Below are 16,849 nucleotides of genomic sequence, written 5' to 3'. Positions count from 1 at the left end.
CCCGGCCCATCGAACGAAAGAATTTGCAATGACGCAGATCGCTGCGCGTAAGCAGGGCCACACCGCCACGGTGATCGCCGGCTGCTTCGCCGTATCACTCGCGCAGGTGGCATACTCGCTGCCCGGCGCGCTCAATGGCACCTTCCAGCAGGAGTTCGGAACCACCGGCGCGCAGTTGACCTGGGTCACGGCCGCATTCGCCATTCCGATGGTCGTGCTGGAGTTGACCACCGGGGTGATCGGCGACCTGTTCTCCGAGGGCGGCTTCGCCCGGCCGGAGATCATCGGCGCATTCGTCGCGGGCATCGTGCTGCTTGGCGTGTTCGTCGTCATCGAGTTGCGGTCCGAGGTTCCGCTGCTGCACCTGCGCATCTTCGCCAACCGCTCCTACGCCGTCGTGGCGATCGCCACGGTCGTCGGCATGTTCGCCTTCCTGGCGATCTGCTATTCGATGAGCATCCGGCTCGGCGCGGTGCAGCATCAGAGCGCGCTGAAAGTGGGGGTGCTGTTCCTGTTCATCCAGGGCCCCGCTTTCCTACTGGCCCCGCTGGTATCGGAGCTGATCCGGAACTTTTCCCCGCGCTGGATCCTGACCTCCGGTTTCGCGCTGATCGCCGTCAGCGGAATCTGGTGTGCGAGTTTCGATATCCACGATATGAGCTGGACGCGGTTCATCGCGCCGATGCTGGCGCTGGGTGTGGGGTTCGCGCTCACCGTCGGGTCGATCACGGCCGTGGCGATCAATACCGTTCCGCTGCGACTGGCCGGGATGGCCAGCGCCACAACGAATCTGCTGCGCGACTTCGGTTTCGCCCTCGGGCCGGTACTCATCGCCGCGGTCGCGGTCAGCCGGGCGAACGGCGACCTGGCCCACGGGCTCGGCCGGGCCCTGGGCGCATCCGGGCTGCGGCCGCCGTACACCGGCGTCGCCGGGAGCGTCGCGCACGAGGGCGGCGCGATGGCGATCAACTCGCTGCCGGTCCTACCGGGCGCGGGACCGCACCTGCCGCCGGTGCCGATGCCCGAGAGCCTGCGGACGCTGGCGTTCGAATCCCTCGGCAGCGCTTACGGTCTCGCCTTCCTGATCGCCGGGCTCTGTGCCGCCGCCGCGGCGTTGCTCACCCTGGTCGGCCTCTTCGGCTCCCATCGCGCGGTGACCGAGGAATCCCTGCCGCCCGACGCGGAGTTCCTGGACGTCCGGTGACCCGGGGGCCGCCCGACGAGGCCGAAGTCCCGGTCGCCTGCGAGCGGCCGGGACCTCGGCCGATTCCGCATGGGCCGGTGTGGGTGTGTACTGATGTAAAGCTGAATTTACAGATAGAACGCAAACTTGACATAATGTAAGCTGATATGACACCGTTCGCAGCAGCGGGGGTGACCGCATCACCCTTGCCCGGATCGGCCCAGCGCCCGGAGACGCGGGCGACAGCCCGACGCGGAGGGCGACATGACGACCCGCGTCGGCATCGAAAGGAAGTGCCTATGAAGGACGTGAGCGCCGGGGGCGCCGTCGTGAACACCGTTCTCGGACCGGTCCCCGCGCGGGAGCTGGGCGTCGTCGCGGTGCACGAGGCGCTGCTGTCGGTGGTGCCCGGGGCGGAGTACGCGTACGACGTCACCATCGACCGCGCCGAGATCTTCGAGATCCTGGCGGCGAAGCTGCGGGAGTTCCGCGAGTGCGGCGGCGGGACGATCGTCGATGCGACCGGCATGTTCCACGGCCGGGATGTGCGGCTGTACGAAACCCTCTCGCGCGCCACGGGTGTGCACATCGTCGCGTCGACCGGAATGGGTCCCGAGGAGATGCTCGGCGGGTATTTCCTCACGCCGCAGACCAATCCGCCGACACCGTGGCCCGCCGACAAGTTCGCCGGACTGTTCGGCGAGGAGGTCACCGAGGGCATGGTGGTTCCGCGCGTGGAGCGTCGCGGGGCCGCGGGCCTGGTGGCCACCACCGCGACGCGCGCGGGGATGACCGCGACCGACGAGAGCCTGTTCCGTGGGGCGGCCCGCGCGGCCAACGTCAGCGGCGTCCCGGTATCGGTGCGTTTCGGGGCCGACGCCGTGCGCGACCTGGCGGTTCTGCTGGACGAGCGGCTTCCGGCCGACCGCGTGGTGGTCGGCGGGCTCGATCGCAAGGACGCGGTCGCCGCCGCCGCGCCGCTCGAGATCGCCCGGCGCGGGGCCTACGTCGCCGTGGACAACATCGGCACCGAGGGCGACGAGTTCGTCACCGACGACGAGCGCGCCACCCTGATCCGCGACCTGGTCGATGCGGGCTTCGCCGACCGGATTCTGTTGTCCGCCAACGTGATCGGTGTGGCCAAGGGCGGCCCGGGCCGCGACCTGCCGTACAGCCACGTCCTGACCGCGTTCGTTCCCCTGCTCACCGCGCAGGGACTGTCCGTGCGGGACGTGCGGCGGATCCTCACCGACAACCCGCGCGAACTGCTGTCGGTGCGCTGACGCCGACGACCATCGAATTCCGACTTTCCCGAAGGTGAGTGTTGTGTCGAGAGTGAACACCGTCCTGGGGCCGATCCCGCCCGAAGCGCTGGGCATCGTGGCCGTGCACGAGCACATCGGATACGGCATGCCCGGCTCCGAACTGGATACCAAGTGGTGGGAGAGCCCGGAGCAGCGGTACGCGGAGACCGTGCCGAAGCTGCGCGCGTTCCACGAATACGGCGGCGGCACCTTCGTCGACGTGACCGGCATCTGCAACGGCCGCGACGTCGACTACTACAGGTCGCTGTCCGCGAAGACCGGCGTGCACATCGTGGCCTGCACGGGCTTCGTCGGCGGTGATACCGCCCTGCCGCATTTCGCCCGCGCGAGCGTGGCATACCTGGCCGAGCACTTCGTCCACGAGATCACCGTGGGCATCGGCGACACCGGCAGCCGCGCCGGGGTCATCAAGGTCGGGGTGAGCCGCGGCGGCCGGATGACCGAGCTGGACAAGCGGATCTACCGCGCGGCCGCGCGCGCCGCGTGCGGCACCGGCGTGCCGATCCTGACCCACCTGGCGATCGACGCCGAGAACGCCGTCGCGATCTTCCACGAGGAGGGTCTGCCCCTGGACCGCGTGCTGTTCGGGCACGCCGACGACGGGGTCAACGCGGAGAAGACCCGCGACACCTGGATCGCCGAGCAGGGCGGACGCGTCGGCTTCGACACCTTCGGCTACGAGACCGAACTCGAGGATCCGCCGTTCTGGGCCCGGCCGCGCAAGGAGCGCCTGGACCATTTCCTGCGGTTCATCGGCAAGGGGCATCTGGACAAGGCGCTCGCCTCGGCCGACGCGAATTGCAGTCCGCTGGGCTGGCCGGGGGTCAAGGGCCACACGGTGAACTACATCTTCGAGGACCTCATTCCGGACCTGCGCGCGGCCGGTGTGGACGAGTCCACCATCACCACGCTGTTCGTCGACAACCCCGCCGACTTCCTGACGATCCGGGCCTGACTTCGCCGGTATCCCTCTCTGCCCGCGGTATGCGGGCATCCAGATCGGAAAGAAACCCCATGAAGACTTCAGAGTTGAAGGACCTCACCATCGCGATCGTCGGCGGCGGATACGCCGGCGCCGCGGCCGCCAAGGCGCTCACCCTGCTCGGCGCCGATGTCCACGTCTACGAGCAGGCGACCCGGATCCGCGAGGTCGGCGCGGGTATCGGGCTGCGCCCGCCGACGCTGAACCTGTTCCGGGAGTGGGGCATCTTCGATGCGATGGCCGCGGTCAGCTCACCCAGCGACTACTTCGAAATCCTCAGCGCCACCGGCGATTCCATCATGAAGGAGGAGTGGCCGGGAATTCACGACTACGCCGAGGAGACCAAGACCCGCCTCATCCATCGCGGTGATTTCATCGAGACGTTCCTGAAGGTGCTGCCCGCCGACCGGGTGCATCTGGGCTACCGGATGGAGACCATCACCGACGAGGGCGGCAGTGCGCGAATCGGTTTCGCCAACGGCGAGCAGATCCGCGCCGATCTGGTGATCGGCGCGGACGGTATCCGCTCGGTGGTGCGCAAACAGCTGTTCAGCGACGCCGAACCGGTGTTCTCCGGTGAGCACGCCTATCGCATCGTGATCTCCGCGGCCGACGCGCACGGTCTGGTCGTCGACGACAACCTGCGAATGTACTTGGACGCCAAGGGAACCAAGGTGTATCTGCTGCCCCTGCGGCATCGCAACCAGCTGTCCTACGACATCACCTGCCTGTCCGAGGACGATTCGTGGACGCCGCGCATCAGCAGGGACTTCCTCGTCGGTCTGATGGACGGCTTCGATCCCCGGCTCGGGCGGATCACCCGCGAGCTCGATATGGCCGAGCTGACCTGCCGGGCGGTATTCGACATCGATCCGGTGCGGACCTGGCATTCGGATTCGGTGACACTGCTCGGTGACGCCGCGCACGCGATGCTGCACCATCAGGGGCAGGGCGCGAATCAGGCCATCCAGGATGCCGGTGGCCTGACCGACGCACTGCGGCAAGCGGATTCGATTCCGAGCGCGCTGGCGCTGTTCCAGCGGACGCGTAAGCCCGTCACCGACGAATTGCAGCGCATCTCCCGGCAGTCGTGGGACGCGGGCAAGGTCGAGGATGTGTTCCCCGGGCAGAAACCCGCGGCGGCCGGCTCGCTGGAGGTGCGGTCATGACGTTGCATCCCGAGATCGCGAAGGCGCTCGCCAGTCTGCCCGCACCGCCCGACGGCCCGCTCGACCCGGTCGCCATGCGCGCGGCCGAGGAGTCGCAGGTGCCGCCGATCGAGCAACGCCTGCCGCTGCATTCGGTCCGCGACCTCGTCGCGCGGACGCGCGCGGGGGAGGTTCCGGTGCGGATCTACACGGCGGCCGAGGCCGGAAGTCACGGGCTGCTGGTGTATTTCCACGGCGGAGCGTTCTTCCTGGGCAGCCTCGAAACGCACGACCACGTCGCGCGGGCACTGGCGCGGGAGACCGGGTTGCGGGTCGTCTCCGTGGGTTACCGGCGGGCGCCGGAGGCCGCCTATCCGGCCGGACTCGACGACTGCCTGGCGGTGGTGCGGTGGGCCGCGGACAACGGTGCGAGCCTGGGATGGGACGGGCGAACCCTCGCGATCGCGGGCGACAGCTCGGGCGGCACGTTCGTCGCCGCGGTCGCCGCGCGGGCGCACGACGAGGGCTTCGACCGCATCACCCAGCAGATCCTGTACTACCCGTCGCTGGACCTGGATTTCGACCTCGACCGCTACGCCTCGCTGCGCGAGAACGCCGAGGGATACGGACTCGAGACGGCCGGGCTGAAACCCTTCAACGCCTTCTATTTCGGCAGCGGCGCGGATCCGGCCGATCCGCTCGTCTCGCCGATCAGGCGGGCGGATCTGACCGGTCTGCCGCCCGCGCTGATCGTCACCGCCGAGCGCGACCCGCTGCGCGACGAGGGCGAACTCTACGGCCGCAGACTCCGCGAGGCCGGGGTGGATACCACCGTCACCCGGTACGCGGGCGCGAATCACGGTTTCCTGCAGCACTTCTCGTGGATTCCGGAATATCGCCGGGTGTTCACCGAGACCGCGGAATTCGTGCGGCGAGCGGGCGGGCGGTCATGACGCGCGAGGTGCCGGTTCATCCGCTGTTCTCGCCGTGGGGCCGGTTCGGACTCTACAGCTTCTTCATCGACGCGCCCGAGCCCGCGATCGTCGACACCGGAATCGCGTCCTCGCCCGCCGAGGGCATGGTCCCCGCGCTGGAGAAATTGGGCCGCCGGATCGAGGACGTCCGCTGGATCCTGTTGACCCACGGGCACATCGATCACATCGGCGGGGCGTACCACCTGTGGGAGCTCACCGGCCGCCGCGCCGAGGTGGTGATCCACGAGGCCGATGCGCACCTGCTGCGCTCGCGCCGCGCACACGTGCGGAACTACCTGAGCGTGCGGGCGGGGTATCTGAACGATCCCCAGGGCGAGGCGTCGCAGACCGCCGCCGCCGAGGCCGTCATCTCCGGAGAGATGGAGCCGACGATGACGGTCCACGGCGGCGAAACCCTTTCTCTCGGTGGCGATGTCACCGTGTCGGTGCACTCGGTTCCGGGCCATACCGCCGGATCGGTCGCCTATGCGGTGAACGGCCGGGACGCGGTCTTCGTCGGTGACGCGGTGCAGATCCACGGGGCCGCCAACGGATTCCCGGGTTTCGAGGATCCGGACGCCTACCGCGCGAGCGTGCGTCATCTGCTCGACGAGGTCCGGCCGCGGCGGCTGTATCTGGGACATCCGTTCCGCCGGTCCGACGGTGTCGCCTACGAGGTCGAACTCGACGCCGAAGGGGCCCGCGAGGCGTTGCAGGAGAGCCTGGACATCGAGGGCCGGGTCGATACGGCGGCACACGGATGTCTGTGTGCGGGACTGCATCCGACCGATTCGGTGTACTCGCCGTTCGCACCCGTCGCCGACGAACTCGGCTATCGCGGGGATCCGACGCTCGAACCGTCCCCGTTCTTCACCACGCTGCACGGGTACCGCACGCGGTTCGACGCGCAGCGCTAGCGGGCCCGGACCGCACTTGCGGGGCGGGAAGTTTCATCAGGACCGGAAACTCGACAGGACAAGGAGTTTCACACTCATGGCCGAATTCAGGACAGTGGATGCGGGCGGACGGCGGATCGCCGTGCGCACCGATCTCGAGGTGCCGATGCGCGACGGGGTCACCCTCGCCGCCGACGCCTACAGCGACGTGGACGATACGCCGCGGCCCGCGCTGGTCGCGTTGAGCCCGTACGGAAAAGACCTGCAGGCGTTGGCATTGACCATGCCGCCGCAACGCAGGCCCAGTCCCATGTGGGACGGCTGCATCGAGGCCGGTGACATCACGCGCGTGGTCGCGGAGGGCTACGTGCACGTCATCGGTGATCTGCGCGGCTCGGGCGGCTCGGGCGGCGAGATGATCGGCAACTACAACGCCGGCGGCGTCCCGCTCGGGCAGGATGCCTACGACTTCATCGAATGGGTCGCCGAACAGCCCTGGTGCGACGGCAATGTCGGCATGATCGGCATCTCCTACTTCGGCTCGATGCAGGTGCTCGCGGCCGCCGAACGCCCGCCGCATCTCGAGGCCATCTTCGTCAGCGGCGGTCACTACGACTTCTACGAGACCACCTATCACGGCGGCATCATGTGGTTCATGCCGCGCGCCGCGCGCGAGGGACGCGGCGGCGATTCGGGCATCGCCCACACGAACGTGAAATCCCGTATGCAGCAGGTATATTCGCCCGACGAGCTGGACAAGCTGGTCGCCGAGCGGCTGCGGGATCCGGACGTGGCCGCCTGGCCGAATCTGGTGCACGTGCTGAAGTATCCGAAGAACCGCGAGTTCTGGTTCGACATCGTGATGAACAATCTCGACGGGGACTGGTACGAGGAGCGCAACCCGGTCACGCTCGCGCCGAATATCGACATCCCGGTCTATCTTCAGATCGATCAGGGGCGCGGCTGGACGCTGGACGGCACGATCGAGGTGTTCGACGCGCTGAGAGGTCCCAAGAAGCTGGACATCGGCCCCTATCCGCCGATGCAGTCGCGCCCCTTCGTCGAGGAGCACGACAAGATGTTCCGCTGGTACGAGTACTGGATCAAGGGCATCGACAACGGGATCATGGACGAACCCGCGGTCTCGGTCTTCGTCGAGGGCTCCCGCGAGCGGGTGACCGGAAGTCATTGGCCGCCGAAGGATGTGGCGTACCGGTCGCTGTATCTGCGTCCGCGGCGCAAACTTTCGCCCGAACCCGAACTCATGGGCGCGCAGTACGCCGCCCCCGACGGTTTCTATCAGGCGCCGCTCACGGTCACCGACAAGGTGGAGATCCTGAGCTGGAGCACCGCGCCGTTCGAGGAGCCCACCGAACTGATCGGCGCCGGCGCCGCGCACATTTTCGCCGAGATCGACCAGGACGACACGAATTTCATTCTGCGCCTGTGGGATACCGCGCCCGACGGCGGCCGTCAGCTGATCACCACCGGCTACCTCAAGGCGTCGCATCGCGAACTCGACGGCCGCAGCGCCGAGGGCGATCCGCGTCACCCGCACACGCGCGGTGTGCCGGTCGAGCCGGGCGTCATAGAGGAGTACGTGCTGCGGCTGTACCCGTTCGCGGCGACGTTCCGGCCCGGTCACCGTCTGGTGGCGGAGTTGTCCAACGACGAGCCGCTGGCCGACGATCACAACGCGCTGCTGCCGCCGGACGCGTTCCACCTGCCGGTCGGCCGTCCGGTGACGCACAAGATCTACCGCGACGCCGCGCACCCGTCGCGGCTGGTGCTGCCGTTCACAACCCGAACCGCGGCCGAATGACAGGCACACGCCGAGCGCGCGGATGCTGAGTACTCTCGCCAGGGTCCCGCGCTATCGACGTCAGAGCGGCATGGGGTGGCCGCGATCTTGCATCGGTGTCGGGCAGGACACGACCTCGATGCGCGGGAACATCTGGGCAACACACGAGAATGGGAGAACGGCATGGGCAAGGCCCGAATCCTGGACACCGCGGACGAGGCCGTGTCCGTGGTGCGGGACGGCGATACGGTTCTGGTCGGCGGCTTCGGCCTCGCCGGAATGCCCTTCGACCTGATCGACGCGCTGATCCGGCAGGGTGCGCGCGATCTGACCATCGTGTCCAACAATGCCGGAAACGGCGAGGTGGGCCTGGCCGCCCTGCTCGCGGCCGGGCGCGTGCGCAAGGTGCTGTGCTCATTTCCGCGGCAGGTCGACTCCTACGTCTTCGACGATCTGTACCGGCGCGGAGAGGTGGAACTCGAGGTCGTCCCGCAGGGCAACCTCGCCGAACGGATGCGTGCGGCGGGTGCGGGCATCGGGGCCTTCTACAGTCCGACCGCCGTCGGCACGCCGCTGGCCGAGGGCAAGGAGACCCGCACCATCGACGGCCGCGACTATCTGCTCGAGTATCCGATCAAGGGCGATGTCGCGCTGATCTCCGCGCATATCGCCGACACGATGGGAAACCTGTTGTACCGCAAGACCGCCCGAAATTTCGGTCCGGTGATGGTCACGGCCGCGACCACCACGATCGTGCAGGTGCCCACCGTCGTGTCGGCGGGGGAACTCGATCCCGAGGCCGTGGTCACCCCGGGCATCTACGTCGATCGCATCGTCCGGGTCCAGGCCCGGCACTACAACACCGTGCAGGGAGCCCGCTGATGCCACTGGATCCCGATCGTCTCGCTGCCCGGCTCGCCCGCGACATCGAGCCGGGCAGCATCGTCAACCTCGGCATCGGCCAGCCCACCAAGGTCGCCGATCATCTGTCGCCGGAGCTGGGCGTGGTCCTGCACACGGAGAACGGCATGCTGGGCATGGGCCCGGCCGCGGTCGGCGACGAGATCGACCCCGACCTGACCAATGCCGGGAAGGTGCCCGTCACCGAACTGCCCGGTGCGTCGTATTTCCATCACGCGGACTCGTTCGCGATGATGCGCGGCGGTCATCTGGACGTCTGCGTGATGGGCGCCTTCCAGGTCTCCGCGGCCGGTGACCTGGCCAACTGGGATACCGGCGAACCCGGTTCGATCCCGGCCGTGGGCGGTGCGATGGATCTCGCCATCGGCGCGAAACAGGTCTTCGTGATGATGACGCTGTTCGCCAAGAACGGCGCCCCGAAGATCGTGCCCGCCTGCACCTACCCGCTCACCGGCCTGGCCTGCGTCAGCCGCGTGTACACCGACCACGCGGTCTTCGGCATCACACCCGAGGGGGTCCGCGTCCTGGAGACCTTCGACACCCCGATCGAGGAACTTCGCGAGCGATTGGCGGTTCCGCTGCTCGGGGATGACTGATCGTTGCGAAGACACCAATGAGAGGGGTTGTGCCGCAATAGCTTCCCGAATTCGATGACCTGTGGCCCAGTCCCGGCGCTGCGTGCCGGGCAGCGAACGGTTACAACGGCATCAGATGGTGCTTGCGGGGCCCGTGTCGAAGTGTCTTGTCGCGCAGGAGGTTCAGTGCCTTGCGGATCTCCAGTCGGGTGTGCGCGGGTTCGATGACGGCGTCGATGTAGCCGCGTTCCGCGGCGGTCCAGGGGGTGGCGATGGTGTCGTTGTAGAAATCGACCATCCGCTGACGCAGAATCGGGCGTTCCTCGTCCGAGGCGGCCTCGAGTTGACGGCGTTGGATGAGCCCGACCGCGGCCTCGGCGCCCATGACCGCGATACGCGCGGTGGGCCAGGCGAAATTCAGGTCGCCGCCGAGCTGTTTGGAGCCCATCACCGCATAGCCGCCCCCGTACGCCTTGCGCACGACGACGGTCACGATCGGCACGGTGGCCTCCACGACCGCGTAGAAGAACCGGCCGCCGCGCTTGATCACGCCGATCTTCTCCTCCTCGACGCCCGGCAGGACGCCGGGGGTGTCGACGACGAAGACCAGCGGCAGCCCGAACGCGTTGCACAGCCGGATGAAATGCGCCGCCTTGTCCGAGCAGCGCGCGTCGATCGCACCGCTGGACACCAGCGGCTGATTCGCCACCACGCCGACGCTGCGGCCGTCCACCCGGGCGAATCCGGTGATCATATTGCGCGCCGCGATGTCGCCGACCTCCAGGAAGTCGCCGTCGTCGAAGATCCGCAGCAGGATGTCGTACATGTCGTAGCCGCTGCGATCCGAGTCGGGGATGATCGCGTTCAATTCCCGGTCGGAGTCGGTGATTTCGGGTTCCAGGCCCGGATTGACGACCGGTGCGAGATCGAAACAGGTCGCGGGCATGAAGCTCAAATACCTTCTCGCCCAGTCGAATGCGGCCTGCTCATCGGCCGCCACGTGATGGATGTTGCCGTTGCGGGCCTGGTTGAACGCGCCGCCGAGTTCCTCGAGGGTGACCTCCTCGCCGGTGGTCTCGCGGATGACGTCCGGACCGGTGACGAACATGTAGGCGGCCTCGGTCGCGATCAGCACATCGGTGTTGATCGGTGAATAGACTGCTCCCGCAGCACATTTGCCCAGCATCAGCGAGATCTGCGGTACCGCGCCGGACAGGCGCTGCTGCCGTCGGCTCATGGCGGCGTACCAGGCCAGCGAGGTCACCGCGTCCTGCACCCGCGCGCCGCCGGAGTCGTTGACGGCGATGAACGGGCAGCCGATATCGGCCGCGGAATCCATTGCCATCGCGACCTTTCGGCCGAACATCTCACCCACCGAACCCCCGTACACGGTCTGGTCGTGCGAGATGACCACCACCGGACGGCCTTCGACGCGAGCGCGTCCGGTGACCACGCCGTCGCCGTACAGCGCGTCCGGGGAACCGGGCTGGCGCATCAGCGCGCCGAATTCCAGGAAGCTGCCCGGGTCCACCAGCATGTCGATTCGCTTGCGGGGGCTGGGAATACCCTTCGCCGCGCGTTTGGCGACTCCCGCTGCTCCGGCCGGTTCCCGGGCATCCGCAAGGTTCTGTTGCAGCAGTGCGAGTTTCGCGACGGTCGTATCCACAGATTTCCTCCCTCACCTGGAGCCGACCGATCGCCGGTCATTCGTTGACCCTAACCGGAACAGGCGATTTCACAGCTCTACGCGCGGCACATCGACTTCCGTTCGTGTCGTTCATGACAACTGACGGTGTCGTTCATGACAACGTGTTCCGATCGATCCGGCCATCGGGCGCGAACGGGCCGGACGGCCGAGAAATGGACGCGCGCGCTACGTTCGAGTCTCTGACCACCGCCGATGCGTGCCGAGGTGCGCTGATGCCTCTGCGCGAGGGCAGTACGGGACCGATTTCCGAGGCAACCGTGTGGAAGAATTTTCAAAACCGGCGATTCGCTCGCCGCCGCGGTCGAGGGGAGTTGCCTCGTGGATCGGCCGATGGTGAATGTCGGGCGGCGGTCAAGCTCGGTCGCTGATGAGTTCCGGTTCTGCGGGGGCGGGGTTTTCGCGCCGGGGCAGGAGCAGGGGAGTGGCGAGCAAGAGCAGTCCGGCGACGGCGATGGCGGTGCGCGGGGTGGTGAGCGCGGCGAGGACGCCGCCGAGGGCGGTGAGGGTCGCGGTGGTGGCTCGCTGGGTGATCGTCCAGGCCGACAGCGCGCGGGCGACGCGATCGGGGCTCAGCTGTCCGAGGCGGTAGGTGGCCAGCAGCGGCATGAAGATGCCCATGCACAGGATCAGGCCGAATTCCAGGACGACGACCAGGGCCAGCCCGGGGATACCGGGCCCGATGAAGGCCAGGCCGGCCGGCCAGCAGGCACGCAGGATGCCGGTGGTGCGCATGACGCGACGTCGGCCGAAGCGTCGCGTGAGCGGGCGGGACAGCCGGGAGCCGATCAGGCCGCCCGCGCAGGGGATGGCGAAGGCGAGTCCGTACTGCCACGGCGCGAATCCCAGGGGGCCGACCATCAGCACGATCAGGGGCGGTTCGGCGGCCAGGATCAGGCCGGCGGTGAGTGCGCCGTTGGCCAGGAGGGCGCGCAGGCGCCGGTGCTCGAACAGGCAGCGCCAGCCGTCCAGCAGTTCGCCGAATCGCATTCCGGCGGGACTCCTGCGGGCGGGATGCGGTTCGCCGCCGCCGATCGCGGTGATGCTCAGCGCCGACAGCAGATAGCTCGCCGCGTCCATGATGACGGTCACCACCGGGCCCAGCAGGCCCATGGCCGCGCCGCCGAGCGGTGGCCCGATCGTCTGCGCGGTCCACGTCGTCGACTCGAATCGTGCGTTGGCGATGAGTAGATTCTTTTGCGGGACAAGGCTTTTCAGATACGCTCCGCTCGCGGCCTTGAAGGTGATCTCCGATGCGGCGGTCATCACCGACACGATCAGCAACTGCGCGAAGGTGAGCAGTCCCAAGGCGAAGGCGAGCGGAATCGTCGCCAGTACGGCGAACCGGATCAGATCCATCGTCATCATCACCGGGCGTTTGCGGCGGAACTCCATCCACGGCCCCAGCGGCACCGCGATCAGCGCACCCACCGTCAGCCCCGCGGCCGACAGCGCCGACACCCGCGCGGGCCCCGCGTGCAGCACCCGCACCGCGATCAGCGGCAACGCACCGAAACCGAGTCCGGATCCGTAGGCGCTGACCGCGTAGGCCGTCCACAACCAGCCGAATCGACGTCCCAGCGAACTGTCACCCGAGCCACGCACCGGCGCATCACCCCGTTTCGAACAACCTCACGTTGACCAGCGGAATGAAACCAGGTCGTGCACAAGGGAATCAAACAACCGCATCGTCGGCGTGCCACAACGATCGGTTGTGTGGATCAGAACCGCCCGACGGCGACGAACACGGCCACCGCCAGATAGACGACATTCAGCATGACGACCTTGGCCTCGCCGCTGCGCAGATGGGTGACGATCGCACCGATCATCAGCGGTACCCAGCAGATCGCGGTCACCGGCACCAGCACCGGGGCGATGTCGAGCGCGGCGGGCAGGATCAGCCCGGCCGCGGCCAGGATCTCCAGAATCCCGAGGGTTTTCACGAAGCCGTTCGTGGCGTGTGCGGTCCAGCCCCCGCCCGGCGCCTGAGCCAGTTTCTCCCGCGGCACGAAGGTCTTGGTGATGCCGCCGAACAGCGCGACGACGGCCAGTACTCCGGCGGCGATCCACAGTGCGAGGTTCATGATGTCTCCTTGAGTGCCGGCGGCCCGGGATTCCGAACCGGAGCCGATCGAGTTGCCCATTCGATGCCGCACGGGGCAGCGATGTGACAGCGGGTCCGAGTGGCGACCGTCACTCGGACCCGCTGTCACAGACCGTGGGGGACCGGCGTCTCGTGAAGGACACAGGTCGGATCGAGCCGAAAGGATCCCATGACTGCCACGGATGAACAGGTCGCCCGGCGCGGGGCGACCCGGCTGTGTGGTCGGGATTGTCCGGATCGCTGGAGTGGTTGGTGCGGGATCGGCGGTTGCCGGATGACGCGGTGTGATTCGAGCGGGCCGATTTTCCGTGACAGGTATGGGTCCGGCGGGGAGGGTGCGGCCGGAGTGGCGTCCTGCGGTGTCGCGGACTGGGCGGGAGCGGGGTGAAATGGGCGAGATGAGTCGCATCGAGCGGGAAGGAGTGTCCATGGACGGCACTGATTCGCAGCACGGGGCGGGCGAGCCGGGGGCGGGCCGGGCCGATGTCGCGACCGAAGCCTTTCTCGCGCACCGCAATCTGCTGTTCACCGTCGCCTACGAGATGCTCGGATCGGCGGCGGACGCGGAGGACGTCCTCCAGGAGACATGGCTGCGCTGGGTCGGAGTCGATCTGGACGAGGTGCGCGATCAGCGGGCCTATCTGGTGCGGATCGCCACGCGGCAGGCGCTGACCAGGTTGCGCACCGTCGGCCGCCGCCGGGAATCCTATGTCGGATCGTGGTTGCCCGAACCGCTGTTGACCTCGCCCGATGTCGCCGCCGACGTGGAATTCGCGGAGAGCGTCTCGATGGCGATGCTGCTCGTGCTCGAGACGCTCGCGCCGACCGAGCGGGCGGTGTTCGTGCTGCGCGAGGTGTTCGATCTGGCCTACGACGAGATCGCCGAGGCGGTCGGCAAGACCCCGGCCGCGGTGCGTCAGATCGCGCACCGGGCCCGCGCGCACGTCGCGTCGCGGCGGCCGCGCGAGATGGTCTCCCCGGCGCAGACGCGGGTCGCGCTTGAGGCGTTCGAGCGGGCGATCCGGACCGGCGATATGCAGGGGCTGCTGGACATTCTCGCGCCGGATGTGGTGCTCGTCGGCGACGGCGGCGGAATCCGCCAGGCGGTGCCGCGGCCCATCACGGGCGCGTGGAAGGTGGCTCGTCTGCTGTCCGCGCGCCGGGGCCGATTCGGCGGGCTCATCGCGGCGGGCTTGCAGCACGAGCCGGTCGAGGTTAACGGCTATCCGGCGCTGATCCTGAAGCTCGACGACGAGATCGACACGGTCCTGGCGGTGCGCATCGATGACGGCCGGATCACCGGGCTCTACGCGGTGCGCAATCCCGAGAAGCTGGCGCGGATGGATCGGGAAACCGATCTGATCCGCTGAAGGAACAGTGTGGGAGGTGCGGTAGTACGTTGGGCTGCAACGGAATTCGCTGAACGGGTCAGCTGGTGCAGTGGGTGAGGACGCCGTTGATGGCGTCGTGTTCGGCCTTGTCGATGGTCAGGTGGTATTTGGTTTTGGTCGCTACCCATTTGATGGTGTAAGCGCAGCTGTCCTTCTCCGGGAGCCAGTGGGCGGGGTCCTGGTCGCCCTTCTGGCGGTTGGAGCGGGCGGAGACGACCTGGAGTTGGTCGAGGTCGTTGGCGAACGTCTTGCGTTGATCCTTGGTCCAGCTGCGCGTGCCGGAGCGGGCGGCCTCGGCCAGCGGGACGACGTGGTCCAGGTCGGTCTGACCGGCGTCGTGGATGACCACGCCGTCGTAGGCCGAGACCCAGGTGCCCGACACGGCCCGGCACTGGCCGTCGGTCTTGACGTCCTTGCCCTGCTTCTGCAAAGCCATCTCGCGGGTGTCGCAGCTCTTGCCCTGCCCGATCCAGTGCGGCCAGTCGTCGCGGTTGTAGGTGTTCCCGGTGTCCTCGGGCGAGACCGTCAACTTGGCCAGCTCTGCCAGTGCCGTGGATGCCTTGCCGTTGCCCGAACCCGAGCTGGAGGTATTCCCGTTACTGATCCACCACGACACCGCGGCGATCACCAGGACCAGTACCGATACCGCGATTTTTACCCAGCCCGAGGATCGGACCGATTTCGAACCCGCCACCACGCTACTCACAACTTCCGAAATACGAACCAGCAAAACGTGATCCCATCATGACGGATCACGGCGAGTTATGGGTGAGCAACACCTGGATCTTCATCACAGTGCGGGCCGGGGCTGCGGCCGGATCGCGGCCGCCATCGAAATCCGCGGTCCGCCTGAGGCTTCGAGTCAGCGTCTTCCAGTGGCGAGAATCCGGTGGGCCGTCGTGATCGGACCACCGGTGTGCGGATCCTCAGGGGGAGCGGGAGATTCGCGACCGGAGCTGTGCGATAGGCAATTATCCTGCGGCACAGCACTATTGCGCGGGGACGCGAATCAGTATCTCGCCGTGCACGATCGAGATCCAGCCGTCCTCGGCTTCGGCCCATGCCAGCCAGGCGCTACTGATCCGCCGCAGATCCGCCGTGCTCGCCAGCCCGGAGTCCACGAGTTGCCGCGCCAACGCCGATTCGACGACCCGCCCGGCCCACATGCCGCCCCACTCACGTCGATCCTCGGGCGTGGCATAGCACCAGGTGGACGAGGTCGCGGTGATATCGGTGGCGCCCGCGGCCCGCGCCCACGACAACATCCGCCGCCCCGCATCGGGCTCACCGCCGTTGGCGCGCGCCGCCGTGCGATACAGCCGCAACCACTCGTCGAGCTCGGGAAGTGCGGGCCACCAGACGAATCCGGCGTAGTCGGCGTCCCGCGCGGCCACGAGCCCGCCCGGACGGGTGACCCGGATCATCTCGCGCAGTGCCGCAACCGGATCCGCCACGTGCTGCAACACCTGATGCGCGTGCACGACGTCGAACGACCCGTCCGCGAAGGTCAGCCCGTGCACGTCCTGAACGCTGAATTCGATACCGGTGACGCCGCGTTCGGCGGCCAGATCACGGGACAGCGCCAGTTCGGCCTCCCCGATCTCGGTGGCCGTCACCCGGCCCACCCGCGTGGCCAGATCGACCGTGATCGTCCCGGGCCCGGCGCCGATGTCCAGCAGCGAGGCGTCCGGATCCAGATGCGGCAGCAGATAGGCGGCCGAATTGGCCGCGGTGCGCTGCCGGTGCGAGCGCAGCACCGTCTCGTGATGACCGTGGGTGTATTTGCTCACGGGAACCTCCTCGACGAATACGGCGTCGCGCCCACCGAAACTCGTTCGATGGGC

15 protein-coding genes are annotated in these 16,849 nt (G+C 67.8%); 10 read left to right on the top strand and 5 right to left on the bottom strand.

What is annotated here, in order from left to right; genetic code table 11:
• The first annotated feature begins 28 nt into the window (after positions 1-28).
• The 9 genes from NM2_RS05665 to NM2_RS05625 all read left to right on the top strand — a co-directional run bounded on the left by NM2_RS05665 (position 29) and on the right by NM2_RS05625 (position 9,826).
• Complete coding sequence (locus NM2_RS05665) at positions 29-1,204, top strand: MFS transporter (RefSeq protein WP_067664811.1); 1,176 nt, start codon at positions 29-31, stop codon at positions 1,202-1,204.
• Between the two features lie 278 nt (positions 1,205-1,482).
• Positions 1,483-2,466, top strand: coding sequence for a phosphotriesterase family protein (locus NM2_RS05660; protein WP_067664809.1), 984 nt, complete (start codon positions 1,483-1,485; stop codon positions 2,464-2,466).
• Positions 2,467-2,509: 43 nt separating this feature from the next.
• On the top strand, positions 2,510-3,463 hold the full coding sequence (locus NM2_RS05655; RefSeq protein WP_067664807.1) for a phosphotriesterase family protein: 954 nt from the start codon (positions 2,510-2,512) through the stop codon (positions 3,461-3,463).
• A gap of 59 nt (positions 3,464-3,522) precedes the next feature.
• Positions 3,523-4,659: an FAD-dependent oxidoreductase gene (locus tag NM2_RS05650; protein WP_067664805.1), complete on the top strand. Its 1,137-nt coding sequence runs from the start codon at positions 3,523-3,525 to the stop codon at positions 4,657-4,659.
• Positions 4,656-5,591 carry an alpha/beta hydrolase gene (locus tag NM2_RS05645; protein WP_067664803.1) on the top strand — a complete coding sequence of 312 codons (936 nt, stop codon included), beginning with the start codon at positions 4,656-4,658 and terminating at the stop codon, positions 5,589-5,591. The genes NM2_RS05650 and NM2_RS05645 overlap by 4 nt, the downstream gene beginning before the upstream one ends.
• A complete protein-coding gene (locus tag NM2_RS05640; RefSeq protein WP_067664801.1) occupies positions 5,588-6,529 on the top strand; it encodes an MBL fold metallo-hydrolase in 942 nt (313 codons plus the stop codon). Before NM2_RS05645 ends, NM2_RS05640 begins: the two co-directional genes overlap by 4 nt.
• A gap of 76 nt (positions 6,530-6,605) precedes the next feature.
• Positions 6,606-8,330, top strand: a complete 1,725-nt coding sequence (locus tag NM2_RS05635) for a CocE/NonD family hydrolase (protein WP_067664799.1) — start codon at positions 6,606-6,608, stop codon at positions 8,328-8,330.
• Between the two features lie 162 nt (positions 8,331-8,492).
• Positions 8,493-9,191 (top strand): 3-oxoacid CoA-transferase subunit A, encoded by a 699-nt coding sequence (locus NM2_RS05630; RefSeq protein ID WP_067665073.1) that lies wholly within the window; start codon positions 8,493-8,495, stop codon positions 9,189-9,191.
• The gene (locus NM2_RS05625) at positions 9,191-9,826 is read left to right on the top strand and encodes a 3-oxoacid CoA-transferase subunit B (protein ID WP_067664796.1); all 636 of its coding nucleotides are present in this window, start codon (positions 9,191-9,193) and stop codon (positions 9,824-9,826) included. Before NM2_RS05630 ends, NM2_RS05625 begins: the two co-directional genes overlap by 1 nt.
• Positions 9,827-9,926: 100 nt before the next feature.
• On the opposite strand, the gene NM2_RS05620 is transcribed toward NM2_RS05625, so the two are convergent.
• From NM2_RS05620 to NM2_RS05610, 3 genes are all read right to left on the bottom strand, one after another.
• On the bottom strand, positions 9,927-11,471 hold the full coding sequence (locus NM2_RS05620; RefSeq protein ID WP_067664794.1) for an acyl-CoA carboxylase subunit beta: 1,545 nt from the start codon (positions 11,469-11,471) through the stop codon (positions 9,927-9,929).
• Positions 11,472-11,864: 393 nt separating this feature from the next.
• Positions 11,865-13,115: an MFS transporter gene (locus tag NM2_RS05615; RefSeq protein ID WP_067664792.1), complete on the bottom strand. Its 1,251-nt coding sequence runs from the start codon at positions 13,113-13,115 to the stop codon at positions 11,865-11,867.
• Positions 13,116-13,231: 116 nt separating this feature from the next.
• Positions 13,232-13,594, bottom strand: coding sequence for a DoxX family protein (locus NM2_RS05610; RefSeq protein ID WP_067665070.1), 363 nt, complete (start codon positions 13,592-13,594; stop codon positions 13,232-13,234).
• Positions 13,595-14,042: 448 nt separating this feature from the next.
• On the opposite strand from NM2_RS05610, the gene NM2_RS05605 reads away from it, so the two are divergent.
• On the top strand, positions 14,043-14,984 hold the full coding sequence (locus NM2_RS05605) for an RNA polymerase sigma-70 factor (RefSeq protein WP_067664790.1): 942 nt from the start codon (positions 14,043-14,045) through the stop codon (positions 14,982-14,984).
• A 58-nt stretch (positions 14,985-15,042) separates the two neighbouring features.
• Here NM2_RS05605 and NM2_RS50850 read toward each other — a convergent pair whose 3' ends face one another.
• Positions 15,043-15,711 (bottom strand): HNH endonuclease family protein, encoded by a 669-nt coding sequence (locus NM2_RS50850; protein WP_218025856.1) that lies wholly within the window; start codon positions 15,709-15,711, stop codon positions 15,043-15,045.
• Between the two features lie 283 nt (positions 15,712-15,994).
• The gene (locus NM2_RS05595) at positions 15,995-16,795 is read right to left on the bottom strand and encodes a class I SAM-dependent methyltransferase (protein ID WP_067664785.1); all 801 of its coding nucleotides are present in this window, start codon (positions 16,793-16,795) and stop codon (positions 15,995-15,997) included.
• Positions 16,796-16,849 lie beyond the last annotated feature (54 nt).

It is taken from the genome of Nocardia miyunensis NBRC 108239 (genome assembly GCF_001613065.1).
Classification (GTDB): Bacteria; Actinomycetota; Actinomycetes; order Mycobacteriales; family Mycobacteriaceae; genus Nocardia; species Nocardia miyunensis.
This window is presented reverse-complemented; position numbering and strand designations above follow the sequence as displayed.